This window comes from Achromobacter xylosoxidans, from assembly GCF_001457475.1.
Taxonomy (GTDB): domain Bacteria; phylum Pseudomonadota; class Gammaproteobacteria; order Burkholderiales; family Burkholderiaceae_B; genus Achromobacter; species Achromobacter xylosoxidans.
This window is the reverse complement of record NZ_LN831029.1, coordinates 3,319,892-3,346,127: the sequence shown is the minus strand read 5'-3', so window position 1 is coordinate 3,346,127 and position 26,236 is coordinate 3,319,892. Positions and strand designations below refer to the sequence as shown.

Genomic DNA, 26,236 nt, shown 5'->3' with positions numbered 1-26,236 from the left:
CCGCGCGCGTCGGCGAGGATATCAGGAAACCGCTCCTTCCATGCGCCGCGCCACGCGCGCCAACGCCAGGCTGGCGCTGAAGTACAGCAGCGCCACCGCCAGGTAGACCTCGACATGGTAGGCACGCCAGTCAGTGCCGGCGACCACCGCCTTGGCCGCGCCCAGCACGTCGAACACGCCGATGATGCTGACCAGCGAGGTGTCCTTGACCGCGCCGACGAACACGCCCAGCGCGGCCGGCGCCGCGATGCGGCGCGCCTGCGGCCAGATCACCGTCCAGTAGGCGACGGCGGGGCGCATGCCGAGCGCGCGCGCCGCCATCATTTGGCCAGGCGGAATTGCCTGCAGCGCGCCGCGCAGCACTTCGGCCAGCAGGCAGGCGGTGTGCAGCGTCAGCGCGGCCAGGGCCATGCCGAACTTGGACACGCCGCCGCCCAGCAGCAGCGGCAGCACGAACGACGCGAACAGCAATTGCGTCACCAGCGGCACGCCGCGCACGGCCTCGATCAGCGCTGCGGCGGCGAGCGACCCGCCGGGGCTGGCGGAACGGCGCAACAGCGCCAGGCCGAAGGCCAGCGGCAGCGCGGCCAGTAGCGCGGAGATCGCCAGGATCAGCGTCACCAACAGGCCGCTCCAGCGCGACGGGCCGATGGCGCCGCCACCCCAGGGCCAACCGGCCAGCGCGGCCAGCGTGACGGCAATCATCAGCGCGATCCACGCCAGGCGTGGCCGCGCCGCGAGCCGACCCACCCCCAGCGCGACCGCCACGCCGGCGAGCAGGGCGGCGCAGGCGACCAGCGCCTGCGCGCGGTCGGCGGGCGCCATGGCGCCGAACAGCAGCAATGGCAGGTTCTCGCCCACGGCGGCCCAGCAGGCGCCCGCGGCGGCGCAGGCGGCGGGGCTGCCGCTCCAGACGGCGCGCAGCAGCGCCCAATCGAGCAAGGCCCAGCCGGCGGCGCCCAGCAGCAATGCCATCAGCGCCGATCCGAACCAGCCGCCGATGCCGCGCTTGTCGTCGTCCAGCAGGCGCAACGCGGGGCGCTCGCCCAGGCGGGCGCCGTGGCTGTCGCCGGGGCCGTGGCGGGCATGGCGCGCGTTCCAGGCGGACAGCGCGCCGCCCAGCGCCAACGCCAGCCCCAGGTAGACGGCCACGGCCAGGGTGATGCCTTCCAGCGCCAGCCCGGTCTGGGTGATGGCGGTATTGATGACGGCCATCAGCTCCTGGTAGCCGATGGCGATGGCCAGGGTGCTGTTCTTGACCAGTGCCAGGCACTGGTTGGCATACGGCGGCAGCGCCACGCGCGCGGCGTAGGGCGCGACGACGTGGCGCAGCACGCCCCAGGGGGTCAATGCCATGGCCTGGCCGGCTTCCACCAGGCCCACCGGCACCGCCCGCACGGCGGCGCGCACGATGTCGGCGATGTAGGCCGCATGGAACACCACCAGCCCGATCACCAGCGCGGCGAATTCGATGCTGGGCTGCCAGCCGCCTTGCAGGCCCAAGCCGCGCTTGACGGGCAGATCAATGGTGACGCCGGGCAACAACGCCCAGGCCAGCGCCGTGGCCGCCAGCGCGGCCCAGGGCGCGGCGCGGCCGAGGCGATGACGCAGGCGCCAGCCGAGCAGCAGGGCGCCCGCCGCCGCCACCGCATAGGGCAGCCAGCCGTGCAGCGCCGGCAATGCCAACCCGCGGTTCGACAGCAGCACGGACGGCAGCGGAGACCACGCCTGGCGCGCGTCCGGCAGGCGCAGCAAAAGGCCGTACCAGACGAACAATTGCAGCAGTACCGGGGTATTGCGCAAGGGCGCGATGACGAGCGCGGCGGCGCGCGATGCCAGCGGCCGCGACGACAGCCGCAGCAGGCCCAGGCCGATACCCAGCAGGGTGGCGAGCGGAATTGCCACCAGCGCGACCGTCAGCGTGTTCACCAGCCCGGCGGCGAGCGACATCCAGTAGGGATCGTCGGGCGTCACCGGCAGCAGGCTTTCCGAAATGCGGAAGCCCGCCGGCTGGAACAGGAAGCCGAAGCCGCCGCGGATGCCGCGGGCCGCCTGCGTGGCTTCGATGTGCAGCAGCAGTAGCGCCGCCAGGGCGGCAAGCCCCAGGGTCCAGGCGGCGGCTGGCCACCAGCGCCGCAGCGCGGCGTTCCAGGGCGAGGAGTGAAGGGCGATCATGTCTGTCCTGGCCTGCGCCGGAAGGGGTCGGCGGCTTCTCAAAAAGCGCGCAGGCGGGCCGTCGGCCCGCCTGCCGGCAGCGCGTGCGTGAAGGTTTATTGGAACGGCGGCGAATACAGCAGGCCGCCCTGGTTCCATTGCCGGTTCAGGCCGCGATCGAGCTTGAGCGGCGTGGCCACGCCCAGGTTGCGGTCCCACACCTCGCCATAGTTGCCGACGGCCCTGATCACGTTGCGGGCCCAGCCTTCGTCCAGCCCGAAGCCCTTGCCGATGCCGGGGTCCAGACCCAATAGGCGGCGCACCTGGGCGTCGCTGCTTTGCGCCTGGCTGTCCACGTTCCTGGAGGTGATGCCCAGTTCCTCGGCGGCCACCAGCGCGTTGACGGTCCAGCGCACGATGGCGGTCCAGTTGGGATCGTCCTGGCGCACGAAGGGGCCGAGCGGCGACTTGTTGATGCGTTCGGGCAGGATGACGAAGTCGTCCGGATTGGCGGCGCGCGCGGCGCGGCTGGCGGCCAGCGTCGAGGCATCCGACAGGTAGACGTCGCAGCGCCCGGCGTAGAAGGCTTGTTCCAGCTCGACCAGGTTCTCGATCACCACCGGCCGATAGTTGAGCTTGTGCTTCTTGAAGTAATCGACCAGGTTCTGTTCGTTGACGGTGCCGGGCTGCACGCAGACCTGCGCGCCGTCCAGTTCGGTGGCGCTTTTCACGCCCAGCTTCTTCGGCACCAGGAAGCCCTGGCCGTCGTAGAACACGATGCCGGCCGAGACGATGCCCAGGCCCGCGTCGCGGCTGGAGGTGATGGTGGTGTTGCGGTTGAGCACGTCGATCTCGCCGCCTTGCAGGGCGGGAAAGCGCTGCTGCGAACTGAGCGGCACGAAGCGCGTCTTCTCGGGATCGCCCAGCACGGCGGCCGCCAGCGCGCGGCACAGGTCGGCGTCCAGGCCGGTCCAGCGGCCCTGTTTGTCGGCGATCGACAGCCCGGCCGAGCCCTGGCTCACGCCGCACACCAATTCGCCGCGCTTCTTGATGGCGTCGACCGTGACGCCCGCCATGGACGCGCCAGCGCAAGCCAGCGCCGCCGCCGCCCCGGCGGCCTTGAGTAGAGAGATCAACCGCATGCCGTTCCCGTATTCGATGTATGCAAGAAAGGCATGAATTCTATGGTCGCGCGTCGCAATCGTGAGCGACTGTATCGTCATATGGTTATGAGAACTTAGCCTTATCCAAATTCGCGTCATATACCTAGAATCCGTCCATACCAAGTTGCATGATTGAAGAAGGTTGCGCATGAGCTGGCAGGACGAATTCCGGGAATGGTTTCCCATCACTCGCGACAAGGCATACGCCAACATCGCTTACACCAGCCCGCTGGCGCCCAAGGTGGCCGATGGCGTGGCCGCCTTCTTCGACGGCATCACCCATGCCCGCAGCGACAAGCCGCAATGGCTGCGCGATGCCGGCGCGCTGCGCGCGCGGCTGGCCCGGCTGATCGGCGGCGACGCGCGCCGGCTGGCCTTCACCAAGAACACCACCGAGGGCCTGAACACCGTGGCGCAGGGCCTGGCCTGGCAGGAAGGCGACAACCTGGTGGTCGACGACCAGGAACATCCCACCAACGCCTTGCCCTGGCTCAACCTGCGCCGTCGCGGCGTGCAGGTGCGGGTGCCGTCGGCACGCGCGCACCGCTATACGGTCGATGACCTGTGGCAGCACGTCGACGCGCGCACGCGGCTGATCGCGGTGTCGTGGGTGCAATACGGCACGGGCCTGCGCACCGACATCGCCGAGCTGGGCCGGCGCTGCGCCGAGCGCGGCATCTGGCTGGTGGTCGATGGCATCCAGGGCGCGGGCCTGTTGCGCGCCGAGGTCGATGCGTGGGGCGTGGACGCTTTCGCCAGCGGCGCCCACAAGGGCATGCTGGGGCCGCTGGGCGTGGGCCTGCTGCACGTGTCGCCGCGCCTGCTCGACGCGCTGGATCCGCTGTACGTCGGCCCGTCGGAAATCACCACGCTCGACAAGACCGGCCTGCAATGGCAGGTGGGGGTGTCCGACGCGGGCGACGCCCGCCGCCTGGAAACCGGCAACCTGAACTATCCCGGCATCGCCGGCTGGGCCGCGGCGCTGGACCTGATCGAATGGGCGCGGCCCGAACGCATCGAGCCATGGGTACTGGAGCTATCCGCTGCATTGAGCGACGGTTTGCGCGCCCAGGGCCTGCAGGTGGTATCGCCGGCCGACGCGGCGCTGCGCAGCACCACCACCGCATTGCGCGTGGCCGATCCGGCCGCGGCGCTGGCGCACCTGGCCCGCGAAGGCGTGGTGGCCAGCATCGTGGAGTATGGTTACGTGCGCCTGTCCGTCGGCGCCTATAACAATCATGGGGACGTCGACCGCATCCTGCGCGCCGCGCGCGGGTTCGCCGCCTGATCCTATTACCGATAACGCATTTCGAGGAGCACCACATGACCGAACCGAAGAAGCCCGAGTGGCGCCTGGAAACCATTGCCGTGCATGGCGGCTACAAGCCCGACCCGACCACGCGCGCCGTGGCCGTGCCGATCTACCAGACCGTGGCCTACGCCTTTGACGACACCCAGCACGGCGCCGACCTGTTCGACCTGAAAGTGGCGGGCAACATCTACACCCGCATCATGAACCCGACCACCGACGTGCTGGAACAGCGCGTGGCGGCGCTGGAAGGCGGCATCGCCGCGCTGGCGCTGGCTTCGGGCCAGGCCGCGGTGACCTACGCCATCCTGACGATTGCCGAGGCGGGCGACAACATCGTCTCGTCCAGCACGCTGTACGGCGGCACCTACAATCTGTTCGCCCACACGCTGCCGCAATACGGTATCACCACGCGCTTCGCCAACCCGAGCGACCTGGCCGCCTTCGAGGCGCAGATCGACGAGCGCACCAAGGCCATCTTCGCCGAGTCGGTCGGCAACCCGCTGGGCAACATCACCGACATCGCCGCGCTGGCCGAGCTGGCCCACCGCCACGGCCTGCCGCTGATCGTCGACAACACCGTGCCCTCGCCGTACCTGCTGCGTCCGATCGAGCACGGCGCCGACATCGTGGTGCAGTCGCTGACCAAGTACCTGGGCGGCCACGGCACCAGCCTGGGCGGCGCCATCATCGACTCGGGCAAGTTTCCCTGGGCCGAGCACAAGGCCCGCTTCAAGCGCCTGAACGAACCCGACGTCAGCTACCACGGCGTGGTCTACACCGAAGCCTTCGGCCCGGCCGCCTACATCGGCCGCGCCCGGGTGGTGCCGCTGCGCAACACCGGCGCGGCGATCTCGCCGTTCAATGCGTTCCAGATCCTGCAGGGCATCGAGACGCTGGCGCTGCGGGTGGACCGCATCGTCGAGAACGCGGTCAAGGTGGCCGGCTACCTGCGCGAGCACCCCAAGGTCGAGTGGGTCAATTACGCGGGCCTGCCGGATCACCCCGACCACGCGCTGGTGCGCAAGTACCTGGGCGGCAAGGCGCCGGGCCTGTTCACCTTTGGCGTCAAGGGCGGCCGCGAAGCCGGCGCGCGCTTCCAGGACGCGCTGCAACTGTTCACGCGCCTGGTCAACATCGGCGATGCCAAGTCGCTGGCCACGCATCCGGCGTCCACCACCCATCGCCAGCTCAATCCCGAAGAGCTGCAGAAGGCGGGCGTGCGCGAGGAAACGGTGCGCCTGTCGATCGGCATCGAGCATATCGACGATCTGCTGGCCGACCTGGACCAGGCCCTGGCACAGGTGTAAGCGGCATGAGCATGATTTCCCGCAGGACCTTGTTGCAACTGGCGGCGGGGCTGCCCGCCCTGGCGGCTGCGCCGGCCATCGCGGCCAAGCCGGCCGCCGGCCGCGCCAAGACCTACGTGCTGGCGCACGGCTCCTGGCACGGCGGCTGGTGCTGGCGGCCGGTGGCCGACCGGCTGCAGGCCGCCGGCCATCGCGTCTACGCGCCCAGCTTCACTGGCATGGGCGACCGCGCCCACCTGCTGCACAAGGGCATCACCATCGACACCTTCGTCGAGGACCTGGTCCAGGTGATCCAGAGTGAAGAGCTGAACGACGTGATCCTGGTGGGCCACAGCTTCGGCGGCATTCCGATCTCGGGCGTGGCCGACCGCATTCCGGAGCGGCTGGCGCACCTGGTGTACTTCGATTCCATCGTGCTGCAGAACGGCCAGGATGCGTTCTCGGTGTACCCCAAGGCCGACGCCGACGCGCGCATCGCGGCCGCGTCCAAGGCCACCAACGGCCTGGCCGTGCCGATCCCCGAGCCGTTGCCGGCGGCCTGGGGCTTCAAGCCGGGCAGCGCCGACGAGGCCTGGGTCAAGCGCCGCCTGACGCCGCACCCGCTGGCCAGCTACACCACGCCGCTGACGCTCAAGCACCCGATCGGCAACGGTCGCCCGCGCACGTACATCCATTGCACCCAGCCCGAACTGCCGGTGCTGGAGCAGTCGCGTCAGCTGGTGAAATCGCAGCCGGGCTGGAACTGGGTCGACATCGCCGCCCCGCACGAAGCCCACATCACCCATCCGCAGTTGCTGGCGGAGTTGTTGCTGGGCCTGTCCTGAGGCGCGGCCTGCCTGGGCGCGATCCGCTCAGGCGCCGCCGCGCCGCCAGGCCGAGGGCGCCACGCCCTCGATGCGCTGGAACACCCGGCTGAAGGCCGCCTGCGAGCGATAGCCGACCCGTTCGGCGGCGTCCGCGATGGCGGCGCCCTGCGCCAGCAGGCGCCGCGCCACACGCATGCGCAGCAATTGCAGCAACTGCGCCGGCGTGGTGCCGCTTTGCAGCGTGAAGCGGCGGTGGAAGGTGGCCTTGGACATGTGCACGTGGCGCGCCATGTCGTCCATGCTCCAGGGGTCCGCCGGCCGCGCCAGGATCGCCTGCAGCAAGCCCGCCATGGCCGGGTCGCGCGCCAGCACGAACAGGCCGTGGGCCTGGCGGTCGTGGATCGCCAGGTGGCGCAGCATGAAAAAGACCAGCATGTCGGTGAGCCGTTCCAGCACTACCGTCGAGGCGCCGCCGTCGCGCCGGGTTTCGCCCAGTATCAGGTCGAACACGCCGCGCGCGCTGGCGTAGCGGGCATCGTCGGCGCGCAGCACCAGCACGTCGGGCAGCGTATCGGCCAGCAGATCGGCCAGGCCGGGGCGGAACTGGAAGAAGCCGCAGGCCAGCCCGGTGCCGTCGGGCTGGCGCGGCGTGAGCGGCCGCATCTCGCGACACACCGGCGCCGCCGATCCGAGCGGATCCAGCGGCGTCAGCGCGTGCGGCAGGTCGCGCAGGAAGAACACGCCGTCGCCGGCCGCCAGCGTCAGCGGCGCCTGGCCCGGCCCCAGGTCGACGCGGCAACGGCCGTGCAGGATCAGGTGGAAACTGGCGCGGGCCCGGCCGCTGGTGCTGGCCGACCAATTGCCGCAGTACTGCCCCAGGTGATACAAGCTGGACTGCACCTCCAGGCTCGACAACAGCAGGGCGTCGACGGCGGCTTGATCGGCGTTCGGGGCGGGCGAGGGCGGCATGGCAAGGGCAGGCGAGTGGCGGCCGCGCTGGTATGGCGGAACGACCGGATCAGTTTGGCGCGATGATGGCGATCGCGCCTGGTTATAAGCGCATAGCTGAAAGTCGATAGGATCGAGCATCAGCTTGCGACCCCCGTGCATTGTCGCCCGGGGCGGGGCGCCCGCACAATCGAGTTTTCGTTGACAGTCTTCTGGAGACCTTCATGGCCCGTCTGCCCGTCCATACCGCGCAAAGCGCCCCCGAACCCACCCGCGCCGCGCTGGCCGCCGCCGAACAGGGCGCGGGCTACCTGTCCAACCTGCTGGGCGTGCTGGCCAACGCGCCGGTGGCGCTGGAAGCGTACCAGACGCTGTCGCAGATCAACGCGCGCGCCGGGCTGACGCTGCAGGAACGCGAGGTGGTGCAACTGGTGGCCGGCACCCGCCACGGCTGCACCTTCTGCGTGGCCGGCCACACCGCGCTGGCGCGCAACAAGGCCAAGCTCTCGCCCGAAGTGGTGGATGCGCTGCGCGCGCAAGGCACGCTGCCCGACGCCCGCCTGCAGGCGCTGGCCGCGTTCACCGAAGCCGTGATCCGTACCCGCGGCCGCGTCAGCGACGCCGAGCTGCAGGCCTTGCGCGAGGCCGGCTACAGCGACGGCAACGCGCTCGAAGTGATCGTCGGCGTGGGGTTGGCGACCATCTGCAATTTCGGCAACAACCTGGCGCAGACGCCGCTGAACGAGCAGTTGGGCGCCTACGCCTGGAGCGGCGCGCAATGACGGCGCGGCAACCGGACCCGCGCCTGTCGCCCGGGCTGGCCGCCTGGCTCGACGCCCATGCCGGCGCGCTGGACGACGGCAGCCATGACGCCGCCGAGGTCCTGCCGCGATTGGCCGAGGCGGGCGTGTTCCGCCTGGGCGTGCCGGCTGAGCAGGGCGGCGCGCCGGGCACCGACATCGGCGACGCCATCGAGGCGGTGTCGCAGGTGGCCGAGCATTCCGTGGCCGCGGCCTTCGTGGCCTGGGGCCAGCGCGTTTTCATCGAATACCTGCTGCGCAGCCCCAACGCGGCCTTGTCGCGGGCGTGGCTGGCGCCCTTGCTGGCGGGCGAAACGGCCGGCGCCACGGCGCTGTCGAACGCCATGAAGTTCCTCAGCGGCATCGAATCGCTGCAGATCGGCGCGCGCCAGGACGGCACGGATTGGCGGCTGGACGGCCGCATGCCGTGGGTGACCAACCTGCGCAAGCAGGGCTTCCTGGTGGCCGCGGCCGTCTCGTCGCCGGACGGCACGCCGGCGGTGGTGGCCTTGCCGCACGACATCGACGGACTGACGCGCAGCGCCGACCTGAACCTGCTGGCGCTGCAGTCCAGCAACACGGCGGCGCTGGACGTGCGCGATGTACGCATCGGGCCCGAATGGCTGATCCATCCGGACGCGCGCCAGTATCTGCCGCGAGCGCGGCCGGCCTTCGCCGGGCTGCAGTGCGGCCTGTCCATCGGCCTGGCGCGGCGCGCCTTGCGCGCGGCTGGCGAGGCCGGGCAGGGCCAGGCCTCGCGCGGCATCCTCGCCGAACCCCTGCAGGCGCTGGCGCGGCAGCTCGACGAAGTGACCGCGCGCCTGGTAGCCGGCGTGCGCAGCGAACGCTTCGTGGCCGAACCGTGGCTGCTGTTCGAGAGCCGCATCGCCCTGGCCGAGATCGCCAGCCAGGCAGTGCAGCTGGAACTGCAGGCCAGCGGCGGCGCGGCCTACCTGAGACCGGCTGGCGACGGTTTTGCGCGCCGCTGGCGCGAGGCGGCCTTCCTGCCCATCGTCACCCCCAGCCTGGTGCAGCTCAAGACCGAGCTGGCCAAGCGCCAGGCCCGGCTCGCGGCCGAGGGCGCCGCATGAGCGCGCCGCCGCGCCCCGTGTTGCAGGCCAGCGCGCTGGCGCTGCGCTACCCCGGCGCGTCCATGGACGTGTTCCGGGACGTGGACCTGGCGCTGGATCGGTGCGAGGTGGTGGCGGTGCTGGGCGCCAGCGGCGCCGGCAAGTCCAGCCTGTTGCGGGTGCTGGCGGGGTTGCAGCCGGCCAGCGCCGGCACGCTGTTGATGGAGGGCGCGCCGTTGACCGGCGTGCATCCGCGCGTGGCGGTGGCGTTCCAGGATCCCAGCCTGTTGCCGTGGCTGTCGCTGGAGCGCAATGTCGCGTTCGGCCTGGATTTCGTCCACCAGCCCGTGCTGGACGCGGCCGAACGGCGCCTGCGGATCGACCAGGCCATCGACGAGGTCGGCCTGTCGCATGCGCGCCACCTGCGGCCGACGCAACTGTCCGGTGGCATGGCGCAGCGCACCGCGCTGGCGCGCTGCCTGGCGCGCCAGCCGGCGGTGCTGCTGCTGGACGAACCCTTCGGCGCGCTCGACGAGGTCACGCGCGGCGACATGCAGGCGCTGCTGCGCAAGGTGGTGGCCGACTTCCATACCGCCGCCGTCCTCATCACCCACGATATCGACGAAGCGCTGCTGCTGGCCGACCGCATCGTGCTGCTGGGCGGCGCGCCCGGACGCATCCTGGGCGTGTGGTCGGTGGACCTGCCGCAGCCGCGCGCCGATCTCTTGCCTGAAATGGGCGCGCTGCGCCTGGAAATCCTGACCCGCCTGCGCGATGCGCTGCGGGTCGCACGCGGCCAAGCCGCCAAGGAGTCTATCGATGTGCCTTGAACACATGTCGCGTCGCGACTGGTTGAAACTCTCGGCCCTGCTGACGGTGGGCGGCGCCGCGCCGCTGCTGTCGGCGTTCAACGCGCGGGCGCAGAGCGAGCCCGACGCCCCGGTGCGCATCGGCTACCTGCCGATCACCGACGCGGCGCCATTGCTGGTAGCGCATAACAACGGCCTGTTCGACAAGGCCGGGGTGAAGGCCGAAAAGCCGACGCTGCTGCGCAGTTGGGCGCAGGTGATCGAGGCGTTCATTTCGGGGCAGGTCAACGTGGTGCACCTGCTGTCGCCGATGACGGTGTGGGCGCGCTTCGGCAGCCAGGTGCCGGCCAAGGTGGTGGCCTGGAACCACGTCGGCGGCTCGGGCCTGACGGTGGCGCCGGCCATCAACGACGTCAAGCAGCTGGGCGGCAAGACCGTGGCGATCCCGTTCTGGTATTCCATCCACAACGTGGTGCTGCAATACCTGCTGCGCGAGAACGGCCTGGAGCCCGTGTCGCGCAAGGACGGCGCGCCGGCCGCCAACGAAGTCAACCTGGTGGTGATGGCGCCGGCCGACATGCCGCCGGCGCTGGCGCAAAACCGCATCGCAGGCTACATCGTGGCCGAACCCTTCAATGCCGTGGCCGAGACGCTGGGCGTGGGCAAGGTGCTGCGCTTTACCGGCGACGTCTGGCGCAACCACGCCTGCTGCGTGGTGTTCATGCACGAGCGCGACCTGCAGCAGCGCCCCGAGTGGTCGCAGAAGGTGGTCGACGCCATCGTCCAGGCGCAGCTGTGGATCCGCGACAACCGCGAAGAGACCGCCAGGCTGCTGTCCAAGGAAGGCATCAACCGCTACACCCCGCACGGCCTGCCGGCCTTGAGCAAGGTGCTGGCGCCGCCGCCGTCCGACCGCGAGCAATACCTGGCCAGCGGCGCGATCCGCCACGCCGACTGGGATGAGCGCCGCATCGACTTCCAGCCATACCCGTTCCCCAGCTATACCGAGGAACTGGTGCGGCGCCTGCGCGACACCGTGATCGAGGCCGATCGCGGCTTTCTGGCGAACCTGGATCCGGCGCGGGCGGCCGCCGAGCTGGTCGACGACCGCTACGTCAGGCGCGCCATCGAGGCGGCGGGCGGATTGGGACGCTTCGGCTTTCCCGAGTCGTACAGCCGGGCCGAGATGGTGCGGGCGTGACGGCGCGTCAGTCGCTGGCCGCGGGCGGCGCGCAGCCCGTCGCCGTGCCTGCGCGCACCCGCGCGCGGCGCGACGGCCCGGCCGCGCGCGCCGTGCTTGGGCTGGCCGGCCTGGCGGCGCTGCTGGCGCTGTGGTGGCTGGGTACCGAGGTACTGGCGCCCGCCGGCGGCATGGCGCGGCGCTTTGCGCCCGCCGCCACCTTCGCCAGCCTGTGGCAACTGCTGACCGGCTCGGATCTGCCGCTGCACGTGCTGGTGAGCCTGCGGCGCGTGGCCGTGGGCCTGGGGCTGGCGCTGGCCATCGGCGTGCCGCTCGGGCTGGCCATCGGCAGCTACCGGCGCCTGGAGGCGGCGTTGTCGCCGGCCATGCAGTTCCTGCGCATGATCTCGCCGCTGTCGTGGATGCCGATAGCGGTGATGGTGTTCGGCGTGGGCGACGACCCGGTGTATTTCCTGCTGGCCTTTGCCGCGGTGTGGCCCATCGTGCTGAATACGGCCGCAGGCGTGCAGCAGCTGGACGCGCGCTGGCTGCAGCTGGCGCAAAGCATGGCCGCGACCCGCTGGGAAACCCTGCGCCACGTGATCCTGCCTGGCGTCCTGGGCCACATCCTGACCGGGGCGCGGCTGGCCATCGGCATTCTCTGGATCGTGCTGGTGCCGTGCGAAATGCTGGGCGTATCGGCGGGGATGGGCTATTTCATCCTGGACACGCGCGACCGGCTGGCCTATTCGGAACTGATGGCCATGGTGCTGCTGATCGGGGCGCTCGGCTTCGCGCTGGACGCCGCGGCGCGCGCGCTCTACCGCTATTGGCGCGGCTAGGCCCTGTCCATGCAACAGGCGCCTCGCATGGACATCCGGACGCGTGACCAGGACGCGCGGCGCGGTCGCGGCAGGCCCTAGTCCTTGCCCGCCGCCGTGCCCTGGGGCGGCGCGCGGCGGCCGTCGGCCGGGCAGATCACGGTGCGCAGCGAGCGTTGCACCGGGTCGCGCACCACCGGCGCGCTCGACATGCCTGCCACGGGCAGCGATTCCACCAGGCTGCCGGTGGCGTTGGGGCCGGCGTAATGCTGGGTCTCGGTGACGGTGTAGGTATTGTTGCTGCAGTTCATGATCACGGCCTGCGTCACCGACCCATAGGGCTGGCCATTGGTTTCGGAGACCCGTGGCTGGGCGTAGAACCAGGCCACCGTGGCCAGCATCACCACCGGCCGTTCGGACAGCTGCGTGATGGAGGCGCCGTCATAGAACACCCCCGGCATGCTTTGCGGGGCCAGCGGCTGCCAGTCCGAGCCAGGGCTTGGCGCCAGACCGGTATTGTCCGCCTCGCGCGGCACGCTGGCGCCCGCGCAGGCGTCGGCCTGCGCTGCTTTGCCGCCACGCTGCGCCGCGGCGCAGGCGTCCGCCGCCGTGGCGGCCGGCTCGGCCCAGGCCGATCCCGCCAGCATGGCCAGGATCAGTATGTGTAGCGCTTGCCTTGCTGTCATGAGGGCGTTTCCCGAGCGGCGTCCGTGTGAGTGGCCCCAGTATAGAGAAAGATCCGGTCACAGCCGGAGCGCGGCGCGGTGTGCGGCGCGGAGGTATAGTCTCGTCCGTCCGGATGGCGCCCATGGCGACGTCTGGCGCTGTCCCGCATCGCAGGAGTGACAAGCACGATGAATATCAGGGGGTTCGCGGGTGTGGCCGCGATTGCCGCGACCGGCCTGCTGGCCTATGGCCTGCACCAGCTGGTGCCGGAAGGCCAGCCGTTGACGCGCAGCGAGGTCATCGGCGAACTCGACGGCCCGCCGCTGGCCGGCTATTCGCGCACGCGCCTGTACCGCTATGGCGATCACCAGTACCTGACCGGTCAATTGATCTCGGGCGAGCGCGACCTGGCCGGGTTGGGCCGCGCGCCGGTGCTGGACGCGCTGCTGCCCGCCGTGGCCGAGCGCCATGAACCCCGGCGCGCGTCGGCGCAGGGGACCGCGCCGGCATTGGCCGCCGGTCAGGCCGACCTGGCGCTGGATCTGTTGCGCGCTGGCGCGGCCTCGCGCGAGGTCCGCAACCTGGTCTATGGCGGCCGCGACAACGGCCGCTACGCGCTGCTGGGTTCGATTGGCGGCGACACCGGCGTGACGCTCATCGGCACGCCGGGCCAGACTCTGTATCTGGTGACCAGCACCTTGCGCCGTCCGGGCGACGGCGACCAACCGGCCGCGCGGGACGTCCTGCGTTCCGACGACCAGGGCGCCACGTGGCGCTACGATCCGGAGGTCGCGCTGGGCGCGCCGCAACGGCACACCATGTTCCTGAGCGAGGCGCGCGCCGTGGCGCTGGAGGACGGCGCGGACGGCGAGCGCCTTTTGGTGAGCGAAGACGGCGCCCGGCGCTGGTCGGCGCTGCGGTTGCGCGAACAGGTCTGGCCCGATGCCGGCAGCTACGCCAAGGCCTTTCATGAGCAGGCGGGCGCGGGCGAGCAACTGGCCTACGGCTGGTCGCTGTACCCGGCGGCGGCCGACCGCGCGGTGGGCTGGAGCTGGCGCGAAGGCGTCACCGCCGATGGCGGCGCGCGGCGCATCGAGACGCGGCGCTTCGAGGTGCGGTTCCAGAGCGGCGCGTCGCCGGCATTCCGCATCACCCATGACGTGGCGCCGGTGCCGGCGCAGGACCCGCTATCGCGCCCGGTGCTGGGCCAGCCGGTGTATGCCACCCATGGCAACCGCATCTTTCGCCTGGAGCCGGACCAGGGCAACTGGCACGAACTGGCCGCCACACCCGACGTGCGGGGCCGGCCCACCTGGATCGGGCAGGCCTGGTTCGGCCGCAACGGCTGGGTGATCCAGACCTACGCCGACCACCTGTTTTCGTTTGGCGAATACACCCGCACGTATTTCCACACCCGCGACCAGGGGCGCAGTTGGCGGCCGTTCCAGCTGTCGCCCGACCAGGAGCGCGGGCTGCTCGGGCTGGACGCGGCGGGCGAGGGCCTGCTGGTGCATGCCGATCGCGACGGCAGGACCCTCATCGTGCGTTATGCGTTGGAGTAGGGCGCCAGCACGTAGTCCGGATAGCGCTTGCAGATCTCGGCCACCTGGCTGAGGGTGCCCGACAGGTGCTCGCGCAGCGCCTGCTGCGCCCGCGGCGCATCGCCGGCGGCGATGGCGTCCAGCACCCGCTGGTGGTCGTCCATGATGCGTTCGGCCTTGCCGGCTTCCGGCAGGTGCAGGCGGCGCAGGCGGTCGACGTGGCCGCTGTAGCGCTGCTCCATGTCCCACAGCGCCGTGACGCCGGCGGCCGTGTGCATGTCGCGATGGAAGGCCTGGTCGGCTTCCATGAACTGCTGGTATTGGCCGGCGGCGTGGCAGACGCGCTGGCGGTCGATGCTGGCCTGCAGACGCTGGACCAGCAGGGGATCGGGTTTCTGCGCCAAAAGGTGCACGATTTCCAGTTCGATCGAACGCCGCAGGAAATGCGCCTGGCGCGCCGCGGCGATGTCGATGCGGCTGACCACGGTGGTGTGCTGCGGATAGATCTCGACCAGCGCTTCCTCTGCCAGCTTCATGAGCGCGTCGCGGATCGGCGTCTGGCTCAGGCCGTAGGCCTCGGCCAGCTCCACGCGCGACAGCGGCGCGCCCGGCGCCAGCGCCAGCGACATGATCTGTTCGCGCAGATGTTCGAAGACCTGGGGCGCGGCATGCCGCGAGCGGTCCAGTCTGAGCTTGGGGCTGGGCATCGGAGCGGAATCCGGGAAATTCTCGGTAGGTCGGTCGGAAGCGTCGGTCGTCAAGGTCGATCGCAAGGGGCAGTCGTGGAAGCGGAGTGTAGCGGGTTTTCACCTAGCTGACGCACTAATGTATTAGTGTTTAAATGGTCCGGTCAACGATTTCTTCTCTTTCTCTTTTCGCATCCCTGGACCCGCACCCGCCTATGAAACGCACCTACGAAAGCCTGCGCAGCGCCGCCTGGATGGCCAAGGACGACCTGCGCTCGTTCGGCCATCGTTCCCGCATGATGCAGATGGGCTATGGCCCCGACGACTGGGCCGGTCGCCCGATCATCGCCATCATCAACACCTGGTCCGACCTGAACCCCTGCCACAGCCACTTCAAGCAGCGCGTCGAGGACGTCAAGCGCGGCGTGTTCCAGGCCGGCGGCTTCCCGGTGGAACTGCCGGCCATCTCGGTGTCCGAATCGTTCGTCAAGCCCACCACCATGCTGTACCGGAACATGCTGGCGATGGAGGCCGAGGAACTGCTGCGCAGCCACCCGGTGGACGGCGCGGTGCTGCTGGGCGGCTGCGACAAGACCACGCCGGGCCTCTTGATGGGCGCCATCAGCGCCGGGCTGCCCTGTGTCTACGTGCCCGCCGGCCCGATGCTGCGCGGCAACTGGAAGGGCAAGATCCTGGGCTCCGGCTCGGATGCCTGGAAGCTGTGGGACGAGCGCCGCGCCGGCAAGATCACGCAGGAACAATGGACCGAGGTCGAAGGCGGCATCGCCCGCAGCTACGGCACCTGCATGACGATGGGCACGGCCAGCACCATGACCGCCATCGCCGAGGCCATCGGCATGACGCTGCCGGGGGCCTCGTCGATCCCGGCGGCCGACGTCAACCACATGCGCATGTCGGCCGAATGCGGCCGCCGCGTGGTCGAGATGGTGTGGGACGACCTGACGCCGCAGCGCATCCTGACGCTGGCCTCGTTCAAGAACGCCATCAACGTGGCCATGGCCATGGGCTGCTCCACCAACGCCATCATCCACCTGGTGGCCATGTCGCGTCGCGCCGGCCATCCTGTGGGCCTGGACGACTTCGACGCCGCCAGCCGCAAGGTGCCGGTCATCGCCAATATCCGGCCCAGCGGCGACAAGTACCTGATGGAAGACTTCTTCTACGCCGGCGGCCTGCCGGCGCTGATGTCGCGCCTGGAAGGCCACCTGGACCTGTCCGCCATGACCGTCACCGGCAAGACGCTGGGCGAGAACATCGCCGGCGCCGAGGTCTACAACGACGACGTCATCCGCAAGCTCGACACCGCCATCTACGACGAGGGCGCGCTGGCGGTCCTGCGCGGCAACATCGCGCCGGACGGCTGCGTCATCAAGCCCAGCGCCTGCGCCCCGCAGTACCTGCGACACACCGGCCCGGCGCTGGTGTTCGACGACTATCCCAGCATGAAAGCCGCGGTCGACGACGAGAACCTGGACGTCACCGCCGACCACATCATGATCCTGCGCAACGCCGGCCCGCAGGGCGGACCCGGCATGCCGGAGTGGGGCATGCTGCCGATCCCCACCAAGCTGGTCAAGCAGGGCGTGCGCGACATGCTGCGCCTGTCCGACGCGCGCATGAGCGGCACCAGCTACGGCGCCTGCATCCTGCACGCGGCGCCCGAAGCCTACATCGGCGGCCCGCTGGCGCTGGTCAAGACCGGCGACCTGATCACCGTCGACGTGCCGGCCCGCAGCATCCACCTGAACGTCAGCGACGAGGAACTGGCCGCGCGCCGCGCCGCCTGGACGCCGCCGCCCAAGCGCTACGAGCGCGGCTACGGCTGGATGTACTCGCAACACATCCTGCAGGCCGACGAGGGCTGCGACTTCGACTTCCTCGAGACCAGCTTCGGCGCGCCCGTGCCGGAACCGGAAATCTTCTGAACCCGCCATCCCCTGAATCGCTTTCCCTGGAGTTTTCCGTGTCAGACATGAATCCCGCCACCCGCGCCAAGCTGGCCGGCATCAGCACCGCCACGCTGTGCACCGCCTTGTTCAAGCGCGGCCTGCGCAACCAGTTCATCCAGGACGTGCGGCCGCTGAACGCGACGCTGCCCAACATGGTCGGCCCGGCCTTCACGCTGCGCTACATCCCGGCGCGCGAGGACCTGAACACCATCAAGGTGTTCGAGGACCGCGCCCATCCGCAGCGCGCCGCGGTCGAGACCTGCCCGCCCGGCGCGGTGCTGGTGATGGACAGCCGCAAGGACCCGCGCGCCGCCTCGGCCGGCTCGATCCTGGTGACCCGCCTGATGAAGCGCGGCGTGGCCGGCGTGGTCACCGACGGCGGTTTTCGCGACTCGCCCGAGATCGCCGAACTCGGCTTTCCCGCGTACCACAACCGGCCGTCCGCGCCGACCAACCTGACGCTGCACCAGGCGCTGGATATCAATGCGCCCATCGGCTGCGGCGACGTGGCCGTGTTTCCCGGCGACATCGTCGTGGGCGACCGCGAGGGCGTGGTGGTGATCCCCGCGCACCTGGCCGACGAGATCGCGGACGAAGCGGTGGAGATGACCGCGTTCGAGGACTTCGTCACCAGCCAGGTGCAGGCCGGCGCCTCGATCCTGGGCCTGTATCCGCCCACCGACCCGGCCACCAAGGACAAGTTCGCCGCCTGGCGCAAAGAACTGGGCCGTTGAGCCCTGGCGCCGGCCGTCCGGCCGGCGACCCATGCCTATAAAACACAGAGGGCAGGAGACAAGCATGAACAAGCAACGTCGCAGCGCGCTGGCCGCGCTGCTGGCAGGACCGCTGCTGGGCGCGTGGGCGCTGCCGGCCACGGCCGCCGAGTGGCCGGCGCAGAAGCCGATTTCCTACGTGGTGCCGTTCACCGTGGGCGGCTCCACCGACGTGGTCGGCCGCGTGCTGGCGCAGAAGCTGGGCGACCGGCTGCACCAGAACGTCATCGTCGAGAACAAGCCCGGCGCCGCCGGCGGCATCGGCGCCACCTACGTGGCCAAGGCCGCGCCCGACGGCTACACGCTGTTCGGCGGCACCATCAGCACTCACGCCATCAACGCCAGCCTCTACAAGAACCTGAAGTACGACCCGGTCAAGGACTTCGAGCCGGTCTCGCTGATCGCCTATCTGCCGAACGTGCTGCTGGTCGACCCGAACCTGGGCGTGAACTCGGTGGCCGACCTGATCGCGCTGCTCAAGAAGGATCCGTCCAAGCGCACCTTCGCGTCGTCCGGCGCCGGCACCTCCACCCACCTGGCCGGCGAACTGTTCTCCGGCATGATCGGCGTGCCGCTCACGCACGTGCCCTACAAGGGCACGCCGCCCGCCATGGTCGATGTGTCCTCGGGCGCGGTCACCTTCATGTTCGACCAGATGACCGCCGCCTTGCCGCTCTTGCAGACCGGCAAGCTCAAGCTGCTGGCCGTCACCACCAAGGACCGCATCTCGCTGGCCCCGGACGTGCCGACCATGCAGGAGGCCGGCGTGCCCGGCTTCCAGATGGCGTCGTGGCAGGCGGTGTATGCGCCCAAGGGCACGCCCAAGCCCATCCTCGACAAGCTCGCCGCCGAGATCGCCGTGATCCTGAAGGAACCCGACGTGCAGGAAAAGCTCGGCAAGACCATGGGCATGGAGCTGGTCGGCAGCACGCCCGATGAACTGCGCGCCCTGATGGCCACGGAGATCCCGCGCTGGGCGGAGGTGGTGAAGAAATCGGGGGCGACGGTGGAGTAGCGTCGTCGCAATGGTTGGCCACTCCCCGGGGAACGTTGGATGCGAGTCCCCGGGATGGTTTCAGTGGGGCAGAATCAGGAACCGCCGCCGTCGGCGCCCCGAACGCATGATCGCAGGCAGCGTGACATTTTCGCGGGCGGATCGGTCCACCAGCGTTGCCAGTTTGTCCAGCGAATGGATCGGATGCGTATGCGCCTGTTGCTGATGAGCGTATCAATCAGAATGGGCCGGTACGGCAGCGTGTGGGGCATGTCGCAGAAGCGCGCAAAAGACGGACCGATCGTCCTTTGACCGCGCGGATTCCAAGAGTCTAGAATAGCGACTAGGTTGGTGATGGCTGCCAATGGGCGCAAGCCTACGCCCCATCATGTAAGACCTGATTCCCACCCCGGCCTGGAGCCGGGGTTTTGTTTTCCACGTCCGGATTCGCCGCGTCAGGGTTTCAGGTTCAGCTTCGGCACCAGCGCGTTGAAGGCCTGTTCCTGCCGCGCCACGTCGGCCGCGAATTGCGGTTGGTCGGCGTATGACGGCGTCAGGTTCTGCTTGCGCATCAGCGCCTGGAAGTCCTGCGACTGCGCCACCTGGCGCGCGGCGTTGCGCCATTTCTCGATGGCGTCGGCCGGGGCCGACTTCGGCAGGCCGATGCCGCGCCAGACGCTGAACTGCAGGTCGGCGCCGCGTTCCTTCATGGTCGGCACGTCCGGCAGGTTGTCGAGCCGTTTCGGCGCCATCACGGCCAGGGTGCGCAGCTTGCCGGTGTCCACGTGCTGCTGCAGTTCGGCATAGGCCACCGTGGTGGCCTGCACGTCGCCCGCCAGCAGGCCCATGATGGCCGGCGCCGATCCCTGGTAGGGCACGTGCACGAACTTCACGCCGGTCTGCTCGCCCAGCGCCGCGGCCGCCATGTGCGGCACGGTGCCGATGCCGGCGTTGGACACCGCCACCCGCTCGGGATTCTTTCGGGCGTAGTCCAGGAATTCCTCCACCGTCTTCCACGGCGCGTCGGCCCGCACCGTGACCGACGACGGATCATCGGTGAAGCGGGCAATCGGCTGGAAGTCCTTGACCGTGGTCTTGCCGATGCCCATCAGCGGCACCACCAGCATCTCGGGCGTCATCAGCACCAGCCTGTAGCCGTCGGGCTGCGCGTTGGCCACATACGACCAGCCGATCGAACCGCTGGCGCCGGGCTTGTTGATCACCACGGTGGGCTGCGCCAGCAGCGGCGGGCGCACCGCTTCGGCGATGGCGCGGGCGGTGTTGTCGCTGCCGCCGCCGGGCTGGTAGGCGACCACCAGTTCCATCGAGCGGCTGGGATAGTCGGCCGCCATCGCGGCGGGAGCGGCGGTGGCGCAGGCCAGGAAGGACAGGGCGCTGAAGGCCAGCGCGGGCAGGCGGGTGCGGGTCATGGTGGCTCCGGTATCAGTAGCCCAGGGCTGAAAGATCCGCCAATGTCTGGCGGGTGATGGCAAGGGTGCGTTCGCGTTCGGCGCCGGCCAGGTCCAGGCGCGGCGGCTTGACGGTTTCGGCGCTGCCGGTGATCAGGTGCTCGGCCAGCTTGATGTGCTGCACCAGCTTGACCACGGTGTCCAGGTGGAACAGCGGCGTGAGCGCCGCGTACAGCGTGCGGGCGCGCTTGAAGTCGCCTTCGACCGCCAGCCGCAGCAGGTCCACCGACGCTTTCGGCACGGCGTTGGCCATGCCCGAGACCCAGGCGGTCACGCCCAGCGCGGCGCTTTCCAGCACCAGGTCGTCGACGCCGCAGACCACCGCTAGGCGGTCGCCGAAGCGCGTGATCAGGTCGGTCACGCGGGTGGTGTCGTAGGATTCCTCCTTGATGGCGACGATGGTCGGTTCCTCCAGCAACTGCGCCACCAGGTCCGGCGTCAGGTCGACGCCGTAGCCGCGCGGGTTGTTGTACAGCAGGATGGGCAGGGGACTGGCCTGCGCCACGCCGCGGTAGAACGCCACCGTTTCGCGCTCGTCCGACTTGTACGTCAGGCCGGGAAACACCATCAGCCCATCGACGCCGATCTGCGCCGCCTGGCGCGCGAATGCCGCCGCGCGCGCGGTGCCGGTCTCGGCCACGCCCGACACCACCGGCACGCGGCCGCGCACGGTCTCGACCGCGATGCGCAGCACCTCCAGCTTTTCCTCGGGCGCGAGCTGGGCGTTTTCGCCCACCATGCCCATCATCACCACGCCGCCCACGCCATTGGCGATCAGGCGCTCCAGGCCCTGGCGGATGGCGTCCGCGTCCAGCGAGAAATCGGGCTTCAGTTTGGTGGTGACCGCGGGAAATACGCCTTGCCATTGAATGCTCATGCTGCCGCTCCTGTTGCGTGATCCGCCCGGCTTGTACTGTCGGGCTATTGATTGGATATTGGATCCAAAATAAAAGTGCCAGAAAAACGAGGCGCGCGGCCTCGAACCATCGCCCCGGCAAGGGCGTCGATTTTTGTTGGATCATGGATCCAATATACTCACATTAAACGGGTTCCAGACACCGGCTGTCTCTCGGGGTTTTCCTGGGCGTGGGGCAGGTGGAACGGATCCGCTGCCGTCCGGCGTCCGCCGGGCGGAATCTTCCACCGGATGTGACGTGTCCCAGAATTCCTCTCCCGCCAGCGCCACCCAACCCCGCGTCGCCGCCGGATCCACCGGTCGCCTGGTGCGCAAGACCGCCGTCGACCTGGTGGTCGACGAACTGCGCGACCGCATCCTGTCTGGCGCGATCGCGCCGGGCTCCGCCCTGCGCCAGGAACTGCTGGCCGAGGAACTGGGGGTGAGCCGGCTGCCGGTGCGCGAGGCGATCCGCCAGCTCAGCGCCGAAGGGTTGGTGGACATGATCGCGCACCGCGGCGCCTACGTCTCGATGCTGTCGCGCGCCGAAGTGCAGGAATTCTTCGACATCCGCCTGCGGCTCGAACCCTGGCTGCTGCGCCTGGCGGTGTCGCAGCACACGCCCGAGGAACTGGACGAGGCGGCGCGCATCGTGGCGCGGATGGACAGCGCCGAACCGCAGCAGTGGGGCCGGCTCAATTGGCAGTTGCACGAACTGCTGTACCGCGCCGCGCAGCGGCCAGCGGCGCTGGCCATGGTGCGCGCGCTGCATGAAAAATCCGAACGCTATTTCCGCTTCCAGATCGTCAACGCGCCGATCCGCCAGCAGGCCCACGACGAGCACAGCGCGCTGATCGCGTTCTGTCGCCAGGGCCGCGCCGGCGAGGCCGAGGCGGCCCTGGAACACCACATTGCCGAGGCCGCCGAGCAGATCCTGGCGATTGTCGATCACCTGCTCGATACGACCGCGGCGCCGGCGTAGCGGCACAGCCGACGCAAAAACGCCGGCCGGGGAAACTCCCTCGGCCGGCGCGCAGCGGGCGCGTGTCGCGCCCGCGCCGAGTCCGCGCGTGACTCAGTTGATCTTGATGTTGCGTTCCTTCACCAGCACCTTCCACTGCGCGGTTTCCTTGGCCAGGTAGTCGCGCAGTTCGTCGGGCGTGCCGCCTATGGATTCGGCGCCGATCGAATCCAGCGTCGCCTTGACCTTGGGCTCGTTCAGGGCCTGGCGCATGGCCGCGTTCAGTTTGGCCACGACCTCGGGCGGCGTGCCGGCCGGCGCGAAGGCGGCGAACCACGGCATCAGTTCGTAGCCGGGCAGGCCGCTTTCGGCCACGGTGGGCACGTTGGGCAGCGCCGCCGAGCGCTTGGCGGTGGTCACCGCCAATGCGCGCAGTTTGCCGGCCTCGATGTGCGGCTTGGCCGACGTTACGCTGTCGAACATGTAGTCCACCTGGCCGCCCAGCAGGTCGGCGATGGCCGGGCCGCTGCCCTTGTAGGGCACGTGCAGCATGTCGATCTTGGCCATGGAGACGAACAGCTCGCCCGCCAGGTGGATCGAGGTGCCGACGCCGGCCGAGGCGTAGGTGTAGTGGTTGGGCTGCGCCTTGGCCTTGGCTATCACTTCGTCCACGCTCTTCACATCGTTGCGCGCGGGGTTGGTGACCAGCACGTTCGGCACCACCGCCAGCAGCGAGATCGGCGCGAAGTCCTTGATCGGGTCGTAGTTCAGGTCGGCGTACAGCGCCGGGTTCACGGCCATGCCGTTGGCCACGATCAGGATGGTGTAGCCGTCCGGCTTGGAACGCGCCACGCTGGCCGCGCCGATGTTGCCGCCGGCGCCGGCGCGGTTCTCGACGATGAACGAGGTGTTCAGTTGCTTGCCCATCGACTCGCCCAGGGTGCGGGCGATGCTGTCCATGGCGCCGCCCGGCGGGAACGGCACGATCCACTTGACCGGCCGGTCGGGGTAGCCGTCGGCCATCGCGCCGCTGGCGGCGCCGAGCAGGGCCAGGCCCATGCAGGCCCGGGCGAGGTGTTTGAATGCGTGGCGCAAAACCATGTCGTGTCTCCGTGTGCTTGAATTATTTTTCCGCGCGCCGATGCGTGGCCGGCGCGCGGGAACAACCGTGGGGCAGGGCGCGTCAGCGGTCCCTGCGGTAGAAAGCCAGTTTGTCTTCGTCCAGTTCCAGGCCCAGGCCCGGGCCGGTGGGGATCTCCATCTCGAAATCGGCGTAGCGCGGCGGGTTGGCGACGATGTCGTCCTTGAGCAGCAGCGGGCCGAACAGTTCGGTGCCCCACGACAGCCGCGGCAGGCAGGCGAAGCCGTGCGCCGAGGCGATCGAGCCGACCGAGCCTTCCAGCATGGTGCCGCCGTACAGCGACATGCCGGCGGCGTCGCCGACCGCGGCGGTGCGCAGCATTTCGTGGATGCCGCCCGACTTGGCGATCTTCAGCGCCAGCACGTCGGCCGCGCCCAGGCGGGCGATGGCCAGCGCGTCCTCGGGGCCATTGATGGCTTCGTCGGCCATGATGGGCACCACGAAGCGCGCCGCCAGCCGCGCCATGCCGGCCAGGTTGGCGCGCGGGATGGGTTGTTCGATCAGGTCGACGCCGGCCGCTTCCAGGCGCGCGATGGCGCCGGCCGCGTCGGCCTCGTTCCAGGCCTGGTTGACGTCCACGGTGACGCGGGCGCGCTCGCCCAGCGCCTGCTTGATGCGCGACACGTGGGCCACGTCGTCGGCCACGGCGCGGCGGCCGACCTTGAGCTTGAAGGTGTTGTGGCGGCGGCTGGCGAGCAGCGACTCGGCTTCCTCGATGTCGCGCGCGGTATCGCCGCTGGCCAGGGTCCACAGCACCGGCAGGCTGGCGCGCACGGCGCCGCCCAGCAGGGTCGAGACCGACACGCCCAGGCGCTTGCCCTGGGCATCGAGCAGCGCGCTTTCCAGCGCCGACTTGGCGAAGCGGTTGCCGCGCGCCACGGTTTCCAGGCGCCGCATGGCGGCGTGGATGTTGGCCGCGTCCAGGCCGGCCAGCGCTGGCGCCAGGTAGGTGTCGATGGCCAGCTTGATGCCTTCCGGGCTTTCCTCGCCATACGACAGGCCGCCGATGGTGGTGGCTTCGCCGATGCCCTCGATGCCGTCGCTGCAGCGCAGGCGCACGATCACCAGCGTCTGGCGCTGCATCACGGCCATGGCCAGCTGGTGGGCGCGGATGGTCGGCAGATCCACCAGGATCGCCTCGACCGAGTTTATCGTTACCGGATTCATACTTTCCAAAGCAAGTTCTTCAGGGCAAGCGCAGTATCGCTTGCGTTACACGGCCAAGTCCAAGACTATATGGGTCTCCATTTATACCTATAGGGTTTGGATAGCCATGGAACTCAGGCACCTGCGGTATTTCCAGGCGGTGGCGCGCGAGGGCAGCTTCACCCGCGCCGCCGAAGCGCTGCACATGGCGCAGCCGCCGCTCAGCCGCCAGATCCGCCAGATGGAAGAGGAACTGGGCGTGGCGCTGTTCGAGCGCACCACCCGCGCGCTGCGCCTGACCGAGGCCGGGCGGTTCCTGCTGGAGCAGTCGCGCCTGCTGACCACAAGGCTGGACGAAGTGCTGGAGGGCACGCGCCGGCTGGGCCAGGCGCGGCGCCGCTGGTTCGGCATCGGCTTCGTGCCGTCGACGCTGTATGGCTTCGTGCCCGAGCTGATCCGGCAATTGCGCGGCGCCGACGCGCAGGTCGAGGTCGGCTTGCTGGAGATGACCACGCTGCCGCAACTGGAGGCGCTCAAGGCCGGCCGCATCGACCTGGGCATCGGCCGCATCCTGCTGGACGATCCGGCGATCGAGCGCCGCGTGCTGATGACCGAGCCGCTGATGGCCGCCGTGCCGCTGCGGCATCCGCTGGCCGGCTGCGACAGCGTGTCGGTCGACCGGCTGGCGCAGGAGCCGTTCCTGCTGTATCCGGCCCGGCCGCGGCCCAACTTCGCCGACCACGTGCTGGACCTGTTCCGCGCCGCCGGCCATGCGCCTCAGGTGGCGCAGGAGGCCAACGAATTGCAGACCGCCATCGGCCTGGTGGCGGCCGGACTGGGCGTGACGGTGGTGCCGGCCTCGGTGCAGCGCCTGCAACGGCGCGACGTGGCCCACGTGCGCATCGACGCCGAGGCCTTCGTGTCGCCGGTGATCGCCAGTTATCGCAAGGACGACGCCTCGCCGTTCCTGGCGCAGGCGCTGGCCCTGGCGCAGCAATTGGCCAAGGGGTAACAAAGCGTAGGCGCGGCGGTTGCGGCGGGTCGGCTTGCGGCACACTACGCGCTTGCCAATCCCGTGCTTCCAATAACAACCGTCATAGGGACCCTAGCAATGCTGATCGTCAACATCCAGAACAAGGCCAAATGGCTGTTTTCCCAACTGGGACAACTGGTCATCGCCGTGGGCCTGCTGTCGCTGGTCTTCAACTACGCCTACCGCTACACCGTCGATCGTGATATCAACTCGCCGGGCTTCTACCTGGCCACCGTGGCGCTGGCGCTGGTCGTGTTCCTGGCGGTCCGCAAGGACTACGTGCTCGTGAACCGCTATGCCTTCAGCGAAACCGAGATCGTGGTCAGCACGTTGCTGGGTGTGAAAAAGACCTACCCCACGTCGCAATATGAATTCGTGCCGTCGCTGCACAAGGCGGTGAACGTGCCCGAGCAGAAGGCCTCGCTGTCTTTCTACGTGCGCGATGCGCAGAGCAAGAAGCACATCCGCAACTACTCCTGGGCCGGCTTCTCGCCCGAGGATTTCCAGGCGGTTTCACGCCTGTATGGCTATCGCGGCGATACCGATTTCAAGCAGAAGGATTTCGGCCGCGGCTGATCCGGCGCCGCGCGT

24 protein-coding genes are annotated in these 26,236 nt (G+C 69.5%); 15 read left to right on the top strand and 9 right to left on the bottom strand.

Annotated elements, in window-relative coordinates:
- Window positions 1-21 precede the first annotated feature (21 nt).
- Both AT699_RS15110 and AT699_RS15105 read right to left on the bottom strand, forming a co-directional pair.
- Window positions 22-2,175, bottom strand: coding sequence for an ABC transporter permease subunit (locus AT699_RS15110; RefSeq protein ID WP_024068967.1), 2,154 nt, complete (start codon window positions 2,173-2,175; stop codon window positions 22-24).
- Between the two features lie 95 nt (window positions 2,176-2,270).
- On the bottom strand, window positions 2,271-3,296 hold the full coding sequence (locus AT699_RS15105; RefSeq protein ID WP_024068966.1) for an amino acid ABC transporter substrate-binding protein: 1,026 nt from the start codon (window positions 3,294-3,296) through the stop codon (window positions 2,271-2,273).
- 169 nt (window positions 3,297-3,465) lie between these two features.
- Here AT699_RS15105 and AT699_RS15100 point away from each other — a divergent pair, with 169 nt between their 5' ends.
- The 3 genes from AT699_RS15100 to AT699_RS15090 are packed head-to-tail and all read left to right on the top strand — an operon-like array spanning window position 3,466 to window position 6,760.
- Window positions 3,466-4,605 (top strand): aminotransferase class V-fold PLP-dependent enzyme, encoded by a 1,140-nt coding sequence (locus tag AT699_RS15100; protein WP_054438020.1) that lies wholly within the window; start codon window positions 3,466-3,468, stop codon window positions 4,603-4,605.
- 35 nt (window positions 4,606-4,640) lie between these two features.
- Entirely contained in the window at window positions 4,641-5,936 is a 1,296-nt protein-coding gene (locus AT699_RS15095; RefSeq protein ID WP_024068964.1) for an O-acetylhomoserine aminocarboxypropyltransferase/cysteine synthase family protein, read from the top strand.
- A gap of 5 nt (window positions 5,937-5,941) precedes the next feature.
- Window positions 5,942-6,760 carry an alpha/beta fold hydrolase gene (locus AT699_RS15090; RefSeq protein ID WP_024068963.1) on the top strand — a complete coding sequence of 273 codons (819 nt, stop codon included), beginning with the start codon at window positions 5,942-5,944 and terminating at the stop codon, window positions 6,758-6,760.
- 27 nt (window positions 6,761-6,787) lie between these two features.
- Here AT699_RS15090 and AT699_RS15085 read toward each other — a convergent pair whose 3' ends face one another.
- The gene (locus AT699_RS15085; RefSeq protein ID WP_024068962.1) at window positions 6,788-7,711 is read right to left on the bottom strand and encodes an AraC family transcriptional regulator; all 924 of its coding nucleotides are present in this window, start codon (window positions 7,709-7,711) and stop codon (window positions 6,788-6,790) included.
- 203 nt (window positions 7,712-7,914) lie between these two features.
- On the opposite strand from AT699_RS15085, the gene AT699_RS15080 reads away from it, so the two are divergent.
- Genes AT699_RS15080 through AT699_RS15060 form a run of 5 tightly spaced genes read left to right on the top strand, consistent with a single transcriptional unit; the run spans window position 7,915 to window position 12,391 of the window.
- Window positions 7,915-8,472 carry a carboxymuconolactone decarboxylase family protein gene (locus AT699_RS15080; RefSeq protein WP_006395222.1) on the top strand — a complete coding sequence of 186 codons (558 nt, stop codon included), beginning with the start codon at window positions 7,915-7,917 and terminating at the stop codon, window positions 8,470-8,472.
- Complete coding sequence (locus tag AT699_RS15075; protein ID WP_020927829.1) at window positions 8,469-9,581, top strand: acyl-CoA dehydrogenase family protein; 1,113 nt, start codon at window positions 8,469-8,471, stop codon at window positions 9,579-9,581. The genes AT699_RS15080 and AT699_RS15075 overlap by 4 nt, the downstream gene beginning before the upstream one ends.
- Complete coding sequence (locus tag AT699_RS15070) at window positions 9,578-10,390, top strand: ABC transporter ATP-binding protein (protein ID WP_024068961.1); 813 nt, start codon at window positions 9,578-9,580, stop codon at window positions 10,388-10,390. Before AT699_RS15075 ends, AT699_RS15070 begins: the two co-directional genes overlap by 4 nt.
- Entirely contained in the window at window positions 10,380-11,570 is a 1,191-nt protein-coding gene (locus AT699_RS15065; protein WP_020927827.1) for an ABC transporter substrate-binding protein, read from the top strand. The genes AT699_RS15070 and AT699_RS15065 overlap by 11 nt, the downstream gene beginning before the upstream one ends.
- Window positions 11,567-12,391: an ABC transporter permease gene (locus AT699_RS15060; protein ID WP_024068960.1), complete on the top strand. Its 825-nt coding sequence runs from the start codon at window positions 11,567-11,569 to the stop codon at window positions 12,389-12,391. The genes AT699_RS15065 and AT699_RS15060 overlap by 4 nt, the downstream gene beginning before the upstream one ends.
- 77 nt (window positions 12,392-12,468) lie before the next feature.
- Here AT699_RS15060 and AT699_RS15055 read toward each other — a convergent pair whose 3' ends face one another.
- Window positions 12,469-13,056 carry a surface-adhesin E family protein gene (locus AT699_RS15055; RefSeq protein WP_024068959.1) on the bottom strand — a complete coding sequence of 196 codons (588 nt, stop codon included), beginning with the start codon at window positions 13,054-13,056 and terminating at the stop codon, window positions 12,469-12,471.
- Between the two features lie 168 nt (window positions 13,057-13,224).
- On the opposite strand from AT699_RS15055, the gene AT699_RS15050 reads away from it, so the two are divergent.
- The gene (locus tag AT699_RS15050; protein WP_024068958.1) at window positions 13,225-14,598 is read left to right on the top strand and encodes a hypothetical protein; all 1,374 of its coding nucleotides are present in this window, start codon (window positions 13,225-13,227) and stop codon (window positions 14,596-14,598) included.
- Here AT699_RS15050 and AT699_RS15045 read toward each other — a convergent pair.
- Window positions 14,583-15,284 (bottom strand): GntR family transcriptional regulator, encoded by a 702-nt coding sequence (locus AT699_RS15045; protein WP_006385337.1) that lies wholly within the window; start codon window positions 15,282-15,284, stop codon window positions 14,583-14,585. The two genes, AT699_RS15050 and AT699_RS15045, sit on opposite strands and share 16 nt — an antisense overlap.
- A 194-nt stretch (window positions 15,285-15,478) precedes the next feature.
- Here AT699_RS15045 and araD point away from each other — a divergent pair, with 194 nt between their 5' ends.
- The 3 genes from araD (at window position 15,479) to AT699_RS15030 (ending at window position 19,021) form a co-directional block, all read left to right on the top strand.
- Window positions 15,479-17,209: an L-arabinonate dehydratase gene (araD, locus tag AT699_RS15040; protein WP_006385339.1), complete on the top strand. Its 1,731-nt coding sequence runs from the start codon at window positions 15,479-15,481 to the stop codon at window positions 17,207-17,209.
- A gap of 47 nt (window positions 17,210-17,256) precedes the next feature.
- Window positions 17,257-17,967 carry a ribonuclease activity regulator RraA gene (locus AT699_RS15035; RefSeq protein WP_054443338.1) on the top strand — a complete coding sequence of 237 codons (711 nt, stop codon included), beginning with the start codon at window positions 17,257-17,259 and terminating at the stop codon, window positions 17,965-17,967.
- 64 nt (window positions 17,968-18,031) lie between these two features.
- The gene (locus AT699_RS15030; RefSeq protein ID WP_024068956.1) at window positions 18,032-19,021 is read left to right on the top strand and encodes a Bug family tripartite tricarboxylate transporter substrate binding protein; all 990 of its coding nucleotides are present in this window, start codon (window positions 18,032-18,034) and stop codon (window positions 19,019-19,021) included.
- A 434-nt stretch (window positions 19,022-19,455) separates the two neighbouring features.
- Here AT699_RS15030 and AT699_RS15020 read toward each other — a convergent pair whose 3' ends face one another.
- Window positions 19,456-20,430: a tripartite tricarboxylate transporter substrate binding protein gene (locus tag AT699_RS15020; RefSeq protein ID WP_024068955.1), complete on the bottom strand. Its 975-nt coding sequence runs from the start codon at window positions 20,428-20,430 to the stop codon at window positions 19,456-19,458.
- Between the two features lie 13 nt (window positions 20,431-20,443).
- A complete protein-coding gene (locus AT699_RS15015) occupies window positions 20,444-21,346 on the bottom strand; it encodes a dihydrodipicolinate synthase family protein (protein WP_006385344.1) in 903 nt (300 codons plus the stop codon).
- Window positions 21,347-21,623: 277 nt separating this feature from the next.
- Here AT699_RS15015 and AT699_RS15010 point away from each other — a divergent pair, with 277 nt between their 5' ends.
- Window positions 21,624-22,346 carry a GntR family transcriptional regulator gene (locus AT699_RS15010; RefSeq protein WP_020927817.1) on the top strand — a complete coding sequence of 241 codons (723 nt, stop codon included), beginning with the start codon at window positions 21,624-21,626 and terminating at the stop codon, window positions 22,344-22,346.
- A 93-nt stretch (window positions 22,347-22,439) separates the two neighbouring features.
- Here AT699_RS15010 and AT699_RS15005 read toward each other — a convergent pair whose 3' ends face one another.
- Window positions 22,440-23,426: a Bug family tripartite tricarboxylate transporter substrate binding protein gene (locus AT699_RS15005; RefSeq protein WP_024068954.1), complete on the bottom strand. Its 987-nt coding sequence runs from the start codon at window positions 23,424-23,426 to the stop codon at window positions 22,440-22,442.
- A gap of 82 nt (window positions 23,427-23,508) precedes the next feature.
- Window positions 23,509-24,633: a muconate/chloromuconate family cycloisomerase gene (locus AT699_RS15000; RefSeq protein WP_006385347.1), complete on the bottom strand. Its 1,125-nt coding sequence runs from the start codon at window positions 24,631-24,633 to the stop codon at window positions 23,509-23,511.
- Between the two features lie 106 nt (window positions 24,634-24,739).
- On the opposite strand from AT699_RS15000, the gene AT699_RS14995 reads away from it, so the two are divergent.
- Both AT699_RS14995 and AT699_RS14990 read left to right on the top strand, forming a co-directional pair.
- Window positions 24,740-25,624, top strand: coding sequence for a LysR family transcriptional regulator (locus tag AT699_RS14995; RefSeq protein WP_024068953.1), 885 nt, complete (start codon window positions 24,740-24,742; stop codon window positions 25,622-25,624).
- Window positions 25,625-25,723: 99 nt separating this feature from the next.
- Window positions 25,724-26,221: a hypothetical protein gene (locus AT699_RS14990; protein ID WP_006385349.1), complete on the top strand. Its 498-nt coding sequence runs from the start codon at window positions 25,724-25,726 to the stop codon at window positions 26,219-26,221.
- Window positions 26,222-26,236: the final 15 nt, after the last annotated feature.